This window comes from Kineococcus haloalkalitolerans (assembly GCF_050871905.1).
Lineage (GTDB): Bacteria > Actinomycetota > Actinomycetes > Actinomycetales > Kineococcaceae > Kineococcus.
This window is the reverse complement of sequence record NZ_JBJLSH010000025.1, coordinates 25535-39450: the sequence shown is the minus strand read 5'-3', so window position 1 is coordinate 39450 and position 13916 is coordinate 25535. Positions and strand designations below refer to the sequence as shown.

At 76.0% G+C, this 13916-nt stretch carries 12 protein-coding genes and 1 tRNA gene; 8 read left to right on the top strand and 5 right to left on the bottom strand.

Annotated features, from left to right (window positions below; genetic code table 11):
* The first annotated feature begins 48 nt into the window (after positions 1 to 48).
* The 5 genes from ACRYMY_RS11435 (at position 49) to ACRYMY_RS11415 (ending at position 5089) form a co-directional block, all read left to right on the top strand.
* A tRNA-Ala gene (locus ACRYMY_RS11435) sits at positions 49 to 121 on the top strand.
* 292 nt (positions 122 to 413) lie between these two features.
* Entirely contained in the window at positions 414 to 2021 is a 1608-nt protein-coding gene (locus ACRYMY_RS11430) for a sugar transferase (protein WP_432547381.1), read from the top strand.
* A gap of 170 nt (positions 2022 to 2191) precedes the next feature.
* Positions 2192 to 3181 (top strand): glycosyltransferase, encoded by a 990-nt coding sequence (locus ACRYMY_RS11425; protein ID WP_432547380.1) that lies wholly within the window; start codon positions 2192 to 2194, stop codon positions 3179 to 3181.
* 145 nt (positions 3182 to 3326) lie between these two features.
* Positions 3327 to 4127, top strand: a complete 801-nt coding sequence (locus ACRYMY_RS11420; protein WP_432547379.1) for a WecB/TagA/CpsF family glycosyltransferase — start codon at positions 3327 to 3329, stop codon at positions 4125 to 4127.
* Positions 4124 to 5089 (top strand): glycosyltransferase family 2 protein, encoded by a 966-nt coding sequence (locus ACRYMY_RS11415; protein WP_432547378.1) that lies wholly within the window; start codon positions 4124 to 4126, stop codon positions 5087 to 5089. Before ACRYMY_RS11420 ends, ACRYMY_RS11415 begins: the two co-directional genes overlap by 4 nt.
* 18 nt (positions 5090 to 5107) lie before the next feature.
* Here the strand turns inward: ACRYMY_RS11415 and ACRYMY_RS11410 are convergent, their stop codons facing one another.
* Positions 5108 to 6415: a glycosyltransferase gene (locus ACRYMY_RS11410; protein ID WP_432547377.1), complete on the bottom strand. Its 1308-nt coding sequence runs from the start codon at positions 6413 to 6415 to the stop codon at positions 5108 to 5110.
* 152 nt (positions 6416 to 6567) lie between these two features.
* Between ACRYMY_RS11410 and ACRYMY_RS11405 the strand changes: the two genes are divergently transcribed.
* Both ACRYMY_RS11405 and ACRYMY_RS11400 read left to right on the top strand, forming a co-directional pair.
* Entirely contained in the window at positions 6568 to 7407 is an 840-nt protein-coding gene (locus ACRYMY_RS11405; protein WP_432547376.1) for a glycosyltransferase, read from the top strand.
* Positions 7404 to 8315, top strand: a complete 912-nt coding sequence (locus ACRYMY_RS11400) for a glycosyltransferase family 2 protein (protein ID WP_432547375.1) — start codon at positions 7404 to 7406, stop codon at positions 8313 to 8315. The genes ACRYMY_RS11405 and ACRYMY_RS11400 overlap by 4 nt, the downstream gene beginning before the upstream one ends.
* Positions 8316 to 8336: 21 nt before the next feature.
* On the opposite strand, the gene ACRYMY_RS11395 is transcribed toward ACRYMY_RS11400, so the two are convergent.
* A complete protein-coding gene (locus ACRYMY_RS11395) occupies positions 8337 to 9428 on the bottom strand; it encodes a DUF4124 domain-containing protein (protein WP_432547374.1) in 1092 nt (363 codons plus the stop codon).
* A gap of 410 nt (positions 9429 to 9838) precedes the next feature.
* On the opposite strand from ACRYMY_RS11395, the gene ACRYMY_RS11390 reads away from it, so the two are divergent.
* On the top strand, positions 9839 to 10918 hold the full coding sequence (locus ACRYMY_RS11390; protein WP_432547373.1) for a DUF4124 domain-containing protein: 1080 nt from the start codon (positions 9839 to 9841) through the stop codon (positions 10916 to 10918).
* Here the strand turns inward: ACRYMY_RS11390 and ACRYMY_RS11385 are convergent.
* From ACRYMY_RS11385 to ACRYMY_RS11375, 3 genes are read right to left on the bottom strand one after another with little or no spacing between them, the layout of a single operon-like run.
* Positions 10903 to 11670, bottom strand: coding sequence for an acyltransferase (locus ACRYMY_RS11385; protein WP_432547372.1), 768 nt, complete (start codon positions 11668 to 11670; stop codon positions 10903 to 10905). The genes ACRYMY_RS11390 and ACRYMY_RS11385 overlap by 16 nt on opposite strands.
* Entirely contained in the window at positions 11618 to 12979 is a 1362-nt protein-coding gene (locus tag ACRYMY_RS11380) for an O-antigen ligase family protein (protein ID WP_432547371.1), read from the bottom strand. The genes ACRYMY_RS11385 and ACRYMY_RS11380 overlap by 53 nt, the downstream gene beginning before the upstream one ends.
* A complete protein-coding gene (locus ACRYMY_RS11375; RefSeq protein ID WP_432547370.1) occupies positions 12976 to 13905 on the bottom strand; it encodes a hypothetical protein in 930 nt (309 codons plus the stop codon). Before ACRYMY_RS11375 ends, ACRYMY_RS11380 begins: the two co-directional genes overlap by 4 nt.
* Positions 13906 to 13916: the final 11 nt, after the last annotated feature.

The following is a 13916-nucleotide window of genomic DNA, read 5'->3' as shown; positions in this document are numbered from 1 at the left end:
GGTAACCTCGTGCCTGCTGCGGCGGTCCTCCGGGACGGTCGCCGGTGAGGGGCTGTGGCGCAGCTGGTAGCGCACCTCGTTCGCAACGAGGGGGTCAGGGGTTCGAGTCCCCTCAGCTCCACCTCCAGAGGGCTCCACCCGCCAGGGTGGGGCCCTCGTCGCGTTCCTGGCCCAGCCCTGTCGCCCTGCGTGTCCGAGCGGCTGCTCACCGTGAGATGCCTCACGTGCTCGGCGTGTCCCGTGCTCAACAGCTCGTGCACCAGCTGTGAGGGACTTGCGGCGGACGGGTGACACCCGGCTACAGTCGGCACCACAACTTCACCCGTCCGTGATTCCTGACGCCACGTACGGGTGAACCGCGTGCCACACCGCCGTGGACGAGCCCACCAGCCCGACACGACGGGGGAGACACCGTGGCGACCGATGACGCCCGCGCCCTGACGGCGCAGCACTTCCCGGCCCAGCAGCGCCGGGTCGTCGACGCACCGACCGGCGCCGCGGCGGGGACGGTGGGCACGGCCGAACCCTTCCTGCCGCTGCTGCGCCCGCTGGTGCCGGCGCCGCGGCGCACCACCACCCCCGCCGGCGGGCGCCCGCCCGCGGCCCGGCGCGCGCCCTGGCAGCGCGAGTACACCGCCGGTCTCGTCGTCTCCGACGCCCTGGCCGCCCTGCTCGCCGCGCTGACCGGCTGGGTCGTGCGCTTCGGCGAGGCCGGGGCCGCCGCCAGCATCAGCGGCGTCTCGGCCGCCTGGGCCCTGCTCGTCCTGCCCCCGCTGTGGGTGGTGACGATGCTGCTGTTCCGCGCCTACGAGCCCCGATTCCTCGGGGTCGGCTCGGAGGAGTTCCAGCGCGTCCTGCTGGCCGGCACCACGGTCGTCGCGCTCGTGGGCACGACGAGCTGGGCGTTCGCGCTGGACGTGGCCCGCGGTTTCGTCGTCGTCGCCCTGCCGGTGGCCGGGGTGCTCACCGTCGCCGGTCGGCTGCTGGCCCGCCGGCACCTGCACCGGCGCCGGGCCGCCGGCTCGTGCACGCAGTCCACCGTCGTGGCCGGCCACCCGGGCGCGGTCGCGGCCCTGGTGCGCCAGGTGCGGCGCGACACCGACCACGGCCTGCGCGTGGACGCCGCCTGCACGCCCGGCGGGCGCACGTCCCCGGAGCTGGAGGCGCTCGGCGTGCCCGTCGTGGGCGGCCTGGAGGACGTCGCCGCGGTGGCACGGCGCACCGACGCCGACGTCGTGGCGACCCTGACCTGCCCCGAGCTCGACGGGCCGGTGCTGCGCCGGCTGGGCTGGGAGCTGGAGGACACCCGCGCCGACCTGGTCGTGGCGCCGGCGCTGACCGACGTCGTCGGCCCGCGCGTGGCGATCCGGCCGGTGTCCGGGCTGCCGCTGCTGCACGTGGAGCGCCCGGAGCTGCGCGGGGTGCGCCACCTGGGCAAGGCCGCCCTGGACCGCGGGTCCGCGGCGCTGGCCCTGCTGCTGCTCAGCCCGCTGTTCCTGGCGCTGGCCGTGGCGATCAAGGTCGACAGCCGGGGGCCGGTGTTCTTCACCCAGCGCCGGGTCGGGCGCGACGGTCGCGAGTTCACGATGGTCAAGTTCCGCTCGATGGTCGTCGACGCCGAGCAGAGGCTCATCGACCTGCGCGAGCGGTCCGAGGGCAACGGCCTGCTGTTCAAGATGAAGCGCGACCCGCGCATCACGCGCGTGGGCGGCCTGCTGCGCCGCTACTCCCTCGACGAGCTGCCGCAGCTGCTCAACGTCCTGACCGGCTCGATGTCGCTGGTGGGCCCGCGCCCGCCGCTGCCGCGCGAGGTCGCCCAGTACGGCCACGACCTGCGCCGCCGGCTGCTGGTCAAGCCGGGCCTGACGGGCCTGTGGCAGGTCAGCGGGCGCTCCGACCTCGACCTGGAGGAGTCCACGCGCCTGGACCTGCAGTACGTGGAGAACTGGTCGCCGGCCTTCGACGCGCTGATCCTGGCCAAGACGGTGAAGGCCGTCCTGGGCGGGCGCGGGGCCTACTGAGGGAGGTGGCGGAGACGTCCCAGCAGTCCCTCCCGCCCCAGGAGATCACCGTGAGGGCTTGCGCTCGGACCGTGAAGGCTGGCTACCATGCGCTCCGACCAGTGACCTGAGGTGACCGTCAACCGCTGGACGAGCGATCGACAAGCACGAGAGCAGGGAGGAGGGGACCCGTGAGCACGAGCCCGGTGACCGGCGAGCGCACCGCGCCCGGCGACCTCCCCTCCCCGCGCGCCGCCCTCGTCCCCGTGGCCGGGACGGCGCCCACCGTGTCGGTCGTCGTGCCCGCCCACGACGAGGAGCGCCCCCTGGCCCGCACGCTGGCGGCGCTGGCCGCCCAGGGCGGGCGCGAGGTCCCCGAGGTCGTCGTCGTCGCCAACGGCTGCACCGACGCCACCGCCGAGGTGGCGCGCGCGGCCGGCGCCCGCGTCGTGGAGCTGGCGCAGCCGTCCAAGGCGGCCGCGCTGAGCGCCGGCGACGCCGCGGCCACCGCCTTCCCGCGGATCTACCTCGACGCCGACATCCGCCTCGCGCCCGGCACGCTGGACGCGCTGGCCGCGACGCTGCGCCGCGACGACGTCCTCGTGGCGTCCCCGCGCGTGGTGTTCGACGTGTCCGCGTCCTCCTGGCCCGTGCGGGCCTTCTACGCCGTCTACCGCGAGATCCCGTACGTGACCGACGGCCTCGTCGGCCTGGGGGTGTACGGGATGTCCGAGCGGGGGCGGGCGCGGTTCGGGGACTTCCCGGCCGTGACCAGCGACGACCTGTTCGTCCAGCGGACGTTCCACCGCTCCGAGCGCGCCACCAGCGACGGCGAGTTCGTCGTCAGCGCTCCGCGCGACCTGCGCAACCTGCTGAAGGTGCGCACCCGGACCGCGTCCGGGAACACCGAGCTCAGCCGCCTGCCGGCGGCTGCGGACGACGCCGGGGGGCGTCCGGTCCCGAGCGGACCGGGCGACGGCGTCGACGGGGGAGGCGGTGGCGACCGCGCCGCCTTCGACCGCACCACGACCACGACGACCACCGCGCTCCTGCGGCTCGCGACGACGCGACCCCGCCTCGTCCCGTCCGTCGCCGTCTACACCGCCGTCACCGTCGTGTCCCGGGTGCTGGCCCGTCGCAGGCGCGCGAGCGCCTGGCAGCGGGACACCTCCACGCGCTGACCGCGATCCACTCCCCCTGGAGATCCTCATGGTCCTCGACTCCTCAGCTCCCCGCTCACTCAGCTCGCTACACAGCGTAAGTGGACGTTCGCTCGCAGGTGATGAGCGTCCGGATCCCGCGCACCGGGCGGCCACGGCGCCCGCCGTGTCCACCCGGGTCACCGCCACCCCGCCCGGCGAGCGCCTGCGCGTGCGCGTGGACGACGTCGCCTTCGACGCCCTGCGCGAGAGCGAGGTCGTCGCGCACGTCGTCGCCGCCCTCGACCGCGGCGACGGCGGCTGCATCGTCACCCCCAACGTCGACATCCTGCGGCAGCTGCGCCGGCCGGCCCTGCGCGACCTGGCCGACGACGCCGAGCTCGTGGTGCCCGACGGCATGCCCATCGTGTGGGCGAGCAGGCTGCAGGGCCAGGAGCTGCCCGAGCGGGTCACCGGCTCCTCGCTCGTGTGGACGCTCTCGCGCGCCGCGGCCACCGCGGAGCGGTCCGTGTTCCTGCTCGGCGGTGCGGAGGGGATCGCCGAGCGGGCCGCGGACACGCTGCAGGACGAGGTGCCGGACCTGCGGGTCGCCGGCTGGCACTGCCCGCCGTTCGGCTTCGAGCGGCGCGAGGAGCAGCTGGAGGCGACCGTGGCCGCGGTCGTCGACGCCAAGCCGGACCTCGTGTTCGTCGCGCTGGGCTTCCCCAAGCAGGAGCGGCTGATGCAGCTGCTGCGCCGGCACCTGCCCGAGACCTGGTTCGTCGGTTGCGGGGGCAGCCTGACCATGGTCGCCGGAGAGGTCTCGCGCGCCCCGGAGTGGGTGCAGCGCAGCGGCCTGGAGTGGGTGCACCGCCTGGCCAAGGAGCCGCGGCGGATGGCCAAGCGCTACCTCGTGCACGACGTGCCCTACGCGGCCGGGCTGATGGTGCGCTCGGCCGCGCGCCGGCGCGGGCGGTCGGTGGCGTGAGCGCTCCGGCCGACCTGCGCGGCGCGGGCGAGGACACCGCCGCCGACCCGCGGCCCGGTGCGACGGGGCGCGCCTGGCCCTCGGTGACCGTCGTCGTGCCCGTCCACGGGGACCGGGGCTCGCTGCTGCTGACCGCTCGGGCGCTGGCCGCCCAGGACTACCCGGGCGCCGTGGACGTCGTCATCGCCGACAACGGCGACAACCGGGACCTGCAGGGCGCCCTGGACGCCCTGGAGGTGGTCTCGCTGGTGCGCGAGACCACTCCGGGCAGCTACGCGGCCCGCAACGCGGCCCTGCTGGGCGCGCGCGGGGACGTCATCGCCTTCACCGACAGCGACTGCGTGCCCACCGCGCACTGGCTGCGCGAGGCCGTCGGCGCCCTGCTGGCCGCCGAGGAGGCCGGGACCGGACCCTGCTTCGTCGGCGGCGGTGTGCGGTTGTTCTGCGCCGACCCGGCCCGGCCCACCGCGGCGGAGCTGTGGGACTCGCTGAACTTCCTGCGCCAGGAGCGATACGTCACCGTCGAGGGCTGGGCCGCGACGGCGAACATGGTCGTGCGCCGCTCGACCCTGGACGCCGTCGGCGCCTTCGACGAGCGGCTGAAGAGCGGCGGGGACCGCGAGTGGGGCGAGCGCGCCTCCCGCGCCGGGGTGCGGGCGCTGTGGTGCCCGGCCGCCGAGGTCGCCCACCCGGCGCGTCGGCGGATGGCCGAGCTGCACGGCAAGGCGCGCCGCGTGACCCGGGGGGACGTGGAGACGCGTCGGCGCGACGGGCGCCCGGCTTTCGACCCCGGTGTCCTGCGCGCCAGCCTCAACCCGGCGCTGCGCTCGACGGTGCGCCGCTCGGGCGACCTCGAGGTGCCCTCACCGCGCAACCGCGCCCGGTACGTCGCGGTCACGCTGTGGATGCGGTACTACCTGCTCGGCGCGAAGGCGCTGCACGCCGTCCGGACGGCCCGCTGACCCGCTCCTGCTCTGCCCTCAGACGCCGACGACCTCGCGCAGCCGCCGCGTGTTGAGGTCGGGGGAGAACTCCTCCACGACGTGCCGGCGACCGGCCGCACCGCGCTCGCGGCGCTCCTCCGGTCCGGCCAGCGCCACCTCGCGCAGCGCGTCGACGAGGGCGTCGACGCGGCCGGCCGTCACGAGCCGGCCGTCCACGCCGTCGCGCACGAGCTCGGGCACGCCCGCGATGCGGGTGGTGACCACCGGCAGCGCCGTGGCCATGGCCTCCATGAGGACCACGGGCACCCCCTCGGCGAAGCTGGGCAGGCAGAAGACGTCCGCCCACGCGTACTGGGCGGGCAGCTCCTCGTTGCCGAGCGGGCCGACGAGGTCGACGACGTCGCCGAGCCCCTCGCGGGCCACCTGCTGCGCCAGGTCGCCCGCCAGCGGGCCGCTGCCGACGACCCGCACCCGCAGGTCGAGGCCGGGCTCCGCGCGGCGCAGCCGGGCGACGGCGTCCAGCAGGAGCGCCGGGCCCTTCTCGGGCACGAGGCGTCCCACGAACAGCACCCGCAGCGGCCCGGCCGGGCGCCCGGCGCGCTCGGCGGAGGCGTCGGCGAACCGGTCGGCGTCCACGGCCATCCGCACCAGCCCGAGCTTGCCCCAGTGCTCCGGTTCGACGTGGCGCATGAGCTGCGAGCGGCAGAAGTCGCTGATGCAGGCCACCGCGTCCGCCGAGCGCACCTTGGCCGGCAGGTCGAAGGCGTCGACCTGCTCGAACTCGGTGGGCCCGTGCATCGACAGCGTCCAGCGCCACCCGGCGTCCGGGCCGTCCTGGGCGCGGCCCATCGCCACGACCAGCCGGGCGATGTCGGCGCCGTTGTTGGCGAAGTGCACGTGCAGGTGGCGCAGGTCCCGGCGACGCATCTCGTCCAGGACGGCGACGGCCTCGGCCAGGTAGAACGCCTGCCAGACCTTCGACCGGGCGGTGCCCGGCCCCGAGCGGGCGGCCAGCGCCGCGGCTGCGGCCAGCGCCCCCGGCCGGCGCAGCGCCCGCCCCGAGGCCGTGGCCCACGCCCCGGCCCGCGCCCGGTCCAGGACGGTGGTCGTGGTGGCGGCCTCGCGGCGGCTGCGCGCCGAGCGCTGCTGGTCGGCGGGGGCGGGGCGCACGGAGAACGTGTGGACCTCGACGCCCGCGGCGCGCAGCGCCTCCACCTCGTTCTCGATGAACGCGTGGGACAGCGTGGGGTAGCGGCTGACGAGGTAGGCGACGGCCGGGCGGCTCCCGGTGGAGCGACCGGTGGGGCGCCGCAGGTGGTCGGGCACGACGTCCGGGGCGCTCACGCCTGCACCCTAACCAGCCCTCTCGTGGTCACCAAGGGCGACGCCAGGGGCACTGTCCGCCGCGCTAGCATGCGGCGACCTCCGAGGTCACGAGCCGACGGCCCGCAGGCCGTGAGAGGAGCCGACACCGCGTGCAGCAGCCGGTCGCCAGTGTGATCGTCCGGACCTGGAACTCCGCCGCCACCCTGCCGGCGACGCTCGACAGCGTCCGCGCGCAGACCGTGCCGGTGGAGGTCGTGGTCGTCGACTCGGGGTCCACCGACGGCACGCTGGACGTGGCGCGCGAGCGCGCGGACGTGGTCGTGGAGATGCCGCACGAGGAGTTCTCCTACGGGCGGGCCCTGAACGTGGGGGCGGCCGCGGCGACGGCACCGCGGCACGCGGCCCTGTCCAGCCACACCGTGCTGCCGCGGACCGACTGGCTCGAGCGGGCCGTGCGCCACCTCGACGAGGGCGCGGTGGCCGCCTGCGGCGCGGAGACCGACGGGGACCACCGGCCCCTGGCGGAACCCCTGCGCGCCGACCACGAGTACCTGACCCGGTACCGGTACTGGGGCTTCACCAACACCGCGAGCGCGTGGCGGGCCGAGGTGTGGCGGGCCCACCCGTTCGACGAGACGCTCGTGGCCACGGAGGACCAGGAGTGGTCGTGGCGGGCCGTCGCCGACGGCGGCTGGTTCGTCGCCGACCCGCAGCTCGTCGTCAGCGGCAGCCACCGCCGCCGCGCGGGCCTGCGCGCCTACCACCGCCGGATGGTCGCCGAGATCCGAGCGCTGGAGCACGTGCGGCCGCTCGCCCCGTACCCGCTGCACCGCGCCGCGCGCGACTGGGCCGCGCCGGAACCGGGCGACCCGTTCGTCTCCCGCACGCGCCGCTTCGGGCGCACGCGACTGCTCGACGTGACGGCCCGCTGGGAGGCCGGGGTGCAGTCGCGCCGCGGCACCACCCCCCAGCCGCGCGTGGTGCCCGTGACCCGCGAGGAGGAGCGGTGAGCGGCCCTCCGGGCGGCGAGCGGCTGCGCACGGCCGCGGTCGTCCCCGTGCGCGGGCACGCCGCCCTGCTCGACGGGGCGCTGGAGGCGCTGCGCGCGCAGACGCTCCCGCTCGACGAGGTCGTCGTCGTCGACGACGACCCGCAGCCGTCGCTGCGGCTGCCCGCCCCGGTGCGGGTGGTGACCAGCCGGGGCGCGGGCCCGTACGCGGCGCGCAACCTGGGCGTCGCCGCCACGGACGCCGACGTCGTGCTGTTCCTCGACGCGCGCAGCCGCCCTCGCCCGCGCTGGGTGGAGCGCACGGTGGCGGCCTTCGCCGACCCCGGCACCGGCCTCGTCGGCTCGGACACCCTGGTGCGCGGCGGCAGTTCCCTCGCCGAGCGCGCCAGCGAGGTCCAGCAGTTCGCCTCCCTCGACAAGTACGTGCGCGCGCCGTTCTTCCTGCCGTACCTGCCGACGTGCAACCTCGCCGTGCGCCGGGAGGACTTCACGGCGGTGGGCGGTTTCTCGACGGTGCGCAGCGGCGGTGACGCGGACCTGTGCTGGCGCGTGCAGCGGGCCACCGGCCACCGGATGGCCGTGGTCGAGGAGGTCCTCATGGAGTGGGTGCCGCGCACCCGCTGGCGCGACCTGCTGGAGCAGAACTACCGCTACGGCCGCAGCCACCACGCGCTGCGGGTGGACTGGTCCGACCGCGGGCTGGACGTGCGCGAGCCGCTGCCGCCGTGGCGGCTGCTCGCCCGCACCGCCAAGGCGGGGCTGCGCTACGGCGCGGCGGTCCCCCGGGGGGCCGACGCCCGCGCGCAGCGCTTCGTCGCGCTGGCGGGGTCGTGCTTCGACTGGGGTTACTGGTCGGCGCACCGCGCCGGCCGCGCCGCCTCCGCCCACTCCGAGCGCCGCCCCGGCTGAGCGCCGGGGCGGCGCCCGGCCTCACCGCGCGGGCTTGCCGTAGTCCACCGGCAGGGCCTGCAGCTTGTCCCACGGGAAGTTCCGCATGACCTCGTAGTGCGGCTTGCCCCGCATGAGCTCCGGCCACGGGTCGACGCCGGTGGCGGCCTTGACGGCCGTCCCGCTCTCCGCGGTCAGGGCCACCGCGCCGGCCTTGTCGGTGACGATGAAGCCGTGCTTCTGCGCCGCGCGGGCGACCATCCTCCCGATCGGGGTCAGACCCTTGAGAGCCTCCACGTCCACGGAGGGGTCGAGGCGGAACCGCAGCCCCTCGGGGATCGCGTCGGGGTCCTTGGAGAACCCGTCGCTGCGCTGCGCCGGCCAGCTGAACGTCTTCCACGTCGCGGGGTAGACGATCTGCAGGGACAGGGCGTGGTCGATGGACCCCGCCTGCACGTCCTTGATGCTGATCGCCCCGGCGCTGAAGGACAGGCCGGTGGCCGAGGAGCCGAAGCTGCCGGAGAAGAACCCGGGGCTGGTGGAGACCCGGTCGATGCGCCCGCCCCAGCACGCCTGCCAGCGCCCGTCGACCTTCTTGGCGCGCCAGAACTCCCACAGCTGGTCCGTCGAGGGCGAGTACACCGTCAGCTGCCCGTCGCTGCCGCGGGCCGGGACGGCGTCGGCGGGGATCGGGACGGCCGTGAACTGCCCGCCCGGGCCGTACAGGCCCGCAGGCAGGTAGCCCTTCCGCTGGCAGTCGTCGAACGCCACGTCCGTGCGCGGCTGCGCAGCGCCCACGGTGTAGAAGCTGGTGCTGTAGTTGCTGACGTTGAACGCCGCGACACCGTTGTAGAGGGACGTCACCTGCTTCGTGAGGTCGGCGACCATGACCTGGGACCTCGGGTGCACCGGGGCCTTGCGCACGTCGGTCCTCCAGACGCTGGTGGCGCCGAAGACGCCGCCGCGCGGGCGGGTCGGGTCGACGGTCGTCTGCATCCGCGTGGCGGCCACGGCTCGCTCGCCGCGCGCCACGGCCGGCGCGTCAGCCACGGCCGCCGAGGGAGCGGCGAGCGTCGCGAACGTCACGGCGGTGAGCGTGGTGGCGAGGGCGGCGAGGGGGCGGCGGGTGCGCACGGGAGTCTCCAGGGTCGGTGCTGTTCGTCTCCCTGGAGTGATCGGGACGCCGCTAGCCGCGCTCGCGCACCGGGTGCCCGGTCCGGCGGCGGGTCCACCCGGGCGGCGCAGGCGCCGGCCCGCACCGGGCACGCGGTGTGCCCGGCGGCCGGGTGCGCGGGGCAGTGGGGCGACCCCCGGACGGCGCAGCGCGTGAGCGGTCGCTGCCGGTGAGCGGGAGGGGGGCCGCGGTACCCCGTCCGGAGCAGGCCCCGCGGCCCGGCGGTCGCCCAGCGTCGGCGTCCGTGCGCAGCGGCCCACGTGGTGTGACGACCCTCATGCCATCGGCCGATCCCGACCGGACTTGAGGTGGTGCGGGCGCACGTATCGTGAGACCCGCCCGCAGTCCACGACCGGAGGAGTCCGCCACCGTGACGGCAGCAGGCGACCGCACCCCGGGTCCTGCCCGGGACCCCGCCCGCGCGCCGCGCCGGCGGTGGCTCGTCGTGGCGCTCGCCGCCCTCGCGGCCCTCGCCGTGGCGGCCGTCCTCCTCCTGCAGCGGCCGGGGGACGAGGGGCCGGAGGAGCTGCCGCCCGTGGCCGGGGAGTACCCCTTCGGCGACGGCAGCGTCTGGCGCCAGGACGTGCGCGACGCGCCCCTGCACGAGGACTCGGCCGCGATGGTCGAGCACCTCGTGGGGCAGGTGGAGGCCCACTACGGCGGGGTCGCCGCGTTCAACGTCAGCAACTACTCGACGGCGTTCTACACCGTCGACGCCGACCAGCCGCGCGTGGACGTCGCCTTCGACGACTGCCAGGGCAAGGGGTACACGCCCGACGGCCTGCGCGGCCCCGACGGGCAGTTCGCGAACGTGCCGGTCCCCGACGACGCCGTGCCCGCGCGCGGCGCGGACGGGCAGCTCACGGTCTGGTCGCCGGAGACCGACCAGCTGTGGGAGTTCTGGCGCGCCGAGCGGGTCGACGGCGAGTGGCGGGCGTGCTGGGGCGGGCGCATCGACGACGTGTCGACCAACCCGGGCTTCTTCTCCGGCGGGTTCGGTTCCAGCGCCAGCGGTCTGGCGATCTCCGGCGGGATGGTGCGGCTGGACGACGTGCGCGCCGGCCGGATCGAGCACACCTTGGCCCTGCAGGTCGTCGAGCCGAAGGAGTGGGACGAGTTCAGCTGGCCCGCACAGCGCAGCGACGGCTTCAGCACCGACGAGCACGCCCTGCCGGAGGGTCAGCGGCTGCGGCTGGACCCCGACCTGGACCTCGACGCCCTCGACCTGCACCCGGTGGCGCGGATGGTCGCCGAGGCGGCGCAGCGCTACGGGTTCCTCGTCGTCGACAAGGCCGGGTCGGTCGCGGTCAGCGCGGAGACCGGGCAGGTCACCGACGGGGAGGTGAACCCCTGGGACGAGCTCCTGGACGGCACGCCCCACTACGAGGTGATGGCCGGGTTCCCGTGGGGCGAGCTGCAGGTCCTGCCGACGGACTACGGGAAGCCGTAGCCGCCGACGCCCCGCCGGGCCCGGGCGGCCGCTTCCGCGACCCCGGCGGCCTCCTCGACCGCCGCCTCGACCTCGACGCGGTCCAGGACGGGCGGCGGGACGGCGGCGGCCACGGCCTCCGGCACCTGGTCGCCGGGTCGGCGGCGCTTGACGACCCGCGCGGGGTTGCCGGCCACGACCGTCCACGGCGGCACGTCGGAGACCACGACGGAACCGGCGCCGACGATGCTGCCGGTGCCGATGCGGCGTCCCGGCAGCACGATGCACCCCGCGCCGATCCACACGTCGTCCTCGACGACGATGGGCCGGTCCTCGCGGAACCCCTGGGTGTTCATCGGCACGTCGACGCGGCTGGTCTCGTGGGCCGAGGCCAGGAGGACGCAGCGCGGGCCCATCATCACGTCGCGGCCGATGTGCACGGGGCCGATCACCAGCGCGTCCATGCCGATGTCGGAGCGGTCGCCGACCCGCACGCCCTTGCCGGAACCGAACCAGGCGCCGTGCTCGACGTTGACGTCCTCACCGCACTCGTCGAGCATCCAGCGCGCGCTGAGCGCGCGGGCCCGACGAGCCAGCCGGCCGCCGGGCCGCGGCGACCAGGGCAGGTGGCGGCTGATGCCCAGGTAGGCCGCCGCCGCGGCCAGGCGCTGGGCGCGGCGGGCCGTCAGCGCGGAGCCGGCCGCCGGTCCCGGAGGCTCCTCAGGCGCCGGCCGGGCCCCGTCGCCCGGCCGTGCTCCCGCGTCGACGCTCATGGCCGGCTCCTTCCGACAGGTAGGGGGTCAGGGCGATCCCGGCCAGCAGCCACGTGAGCGTGTTGGGCAGCGGGTACGGGACCGGGCTGAGCATGAGGGTGACCGACCAGACCGCGGTCATGCCCGTCGAGACGTGTCGCCACTCCAGCAGTTCCGGGTCGTCGAAGCGCCGCTGCACCGCGGCGCGCCACGGGCCGAGGAGGACGCACGCGACGAACAGCGCGGCGCCGGGGAGCCCGAGCTCGGCGGCCCGGGACAGCACGACGTTGTGGACCTCGATCGCCACGTTGGTGATCGGGTAGTCGTCGGCCTGGCGGACCCACTGCGGGGACTCGTCGAGGAACTTCATCCACCCGACACCCGTCAGCGGTTCATGCTCGACGATCCGCAGCGCCGCGGCGTTGGTGTTGTACCGGTCGAGCACGGAGCGGGTCGTGCCCGCGCGCTCGTCCACCGCCGACCGCAGCCCCGGGACGGTGGCGAACAGGACGACGACGAGGACGGCGCCGGCCAGCAGCGCGCCGGGGATGAAGCGCCGCAGCCGCCGGTCCACGACCATGACCACCAGCACGCCCAGGACGAGGCCGACCCACACCGAGCGGGTCAGCGACATGAGGACACCGCCGCCGGCGAGGGCGACGACGAGCGCGGACAGCGCCCGCCACGCCCCGCGGAACCGGACGACGGCCAGCCCGGCGGCGAAGAAGCACGCCGCGCACGCCATCCCCATCGCCTCCGAGGCCGCGAACGGCCCGCGCGCGCGGCCGAACTGGATGCCGACGCTCGAGTCGCCGATGTAGGACGGGAAGACCAGCGACCACAGGCGCAGCGTCTCCAGCACGGCCGTGACGCCGAGGTAGAGCCCCAGCAGGACGAGCGTCTTGAGCAGCAGCGCCCGGCGGGCGGCCGTGGAGAACACCACGGGCGCCACGCAGAACACCACGAACGGCACGACGATCCGGTCCAGGAGCGCGAACAGCCCGTAGCTGCTGGTCAGGGTGCCCACCGAGGCGGCGGACAGGGTGGCGACGGCGACCAGGCCGGCGACGGCGAGGTGGACCGGGCGCAGCAGCAGGCGCCGCTGCTGCCACGCCCACGGGTCCAGCAGCAGCAGGACGACGCCGCCGGCGAAGGCGATGCGGTCCAGGCCGAGGGGGACGCCGAGGCGGTCCCAGTGGCCGGAGAAGATGTTGAAGACGATGGTCGCGAGGAAGCACCACACGTAGGCGGGAGCGTGGCGCTCCCCGTCCGCCGTCGCGGCGCCGACCGCTCCCCGGTCCCCGGCGGGGCGGGTCGCCTCGACGCTCACCGCGCGGAGGTGGGAGACACGTCGTCTGCGTGCCGCCGGTCCCGGTCGACGTCGATCGTCGCGCCCCCGGGCGCCTCGCCGGCGGCGTCGGCGCTCCGGCGGGCGCGGCGCCGGTCCGCCCACGTCGCCAGCAGGAGGGCGAGCAGCCCGCCCAGGCCGGCGCCGGCCAGCACGTTGCGCTGCAGGGTGCTGCTGCGGTCGTCGCGGGACACCTGCGCCTCCCGCACGACGCTGAGCCCGGAGGCCGACGGGGTGTTGCTGACCGCGTTGCGGTAGCGGGAGCTCAGCGCCTGCTGCTGCACCTCGAGCACGTCGAGGGCGGCGGCGCTCTCCTGGGCGGCCAGGCGCGCGGCCTCGACCTGCGCGGGTGCGGCGCCGGTCGCCTGGGCCTCGGCGAGCGCGCCCTCGGCCTGCGCGGCGGCCTGGCGGGCCCGCTCGACCTCGGCCGTCAGGTCGCGGTACTGCTGGAGCAGGGCGTCGGGCGCACCGGTGTTGGCGGAGTTGACCTGGTCGACCAGCTGCTGGGCGACGGCCTGGGCGGCCTGGGTGGCGGTGTCGGCGCCCGTCGCGTCGACCTCCACGACGATGACGCTGGAGCCGGCGATGGGGGATGCGGAGACCCGCTCCACCTCGTCGGCGCGCTCGCCGAGGACGGGCGCGAGGTCGCCCTGCGCCTGCCGGTCGTTGACGTAGCGGGCGATGTCGGAGGCCAGCTGGTTGGCGGCGACGGAGTAGCCGGCGACGATGCGGGCGTCCAGGCTCTGGCTGCCGACGGCGACGCGCGCCTCGCCGGTGTAGGTGGCGGGGGTGGCGAGGGCGAGGCCCGCACCGGCCAGCGCGCCGCCGACGACGAGGGCCGCGGCGAGCTTCCAGCGCCGCGCGAGGGCCGTGAGGGGACTCACGGGGGTGTTGGCGTCCTGGGCCACGAGGCTCTGCT

Coding starts and splice junctions, on each gene's coding strand:
- ACRYMY_RS11385 (WP_432547372.1), bottom strand. CDS start 11,670: ATGAGCGTCGACGCGGGAGCACGGCCGGGCGACGGGGCCCGGCCGGCG.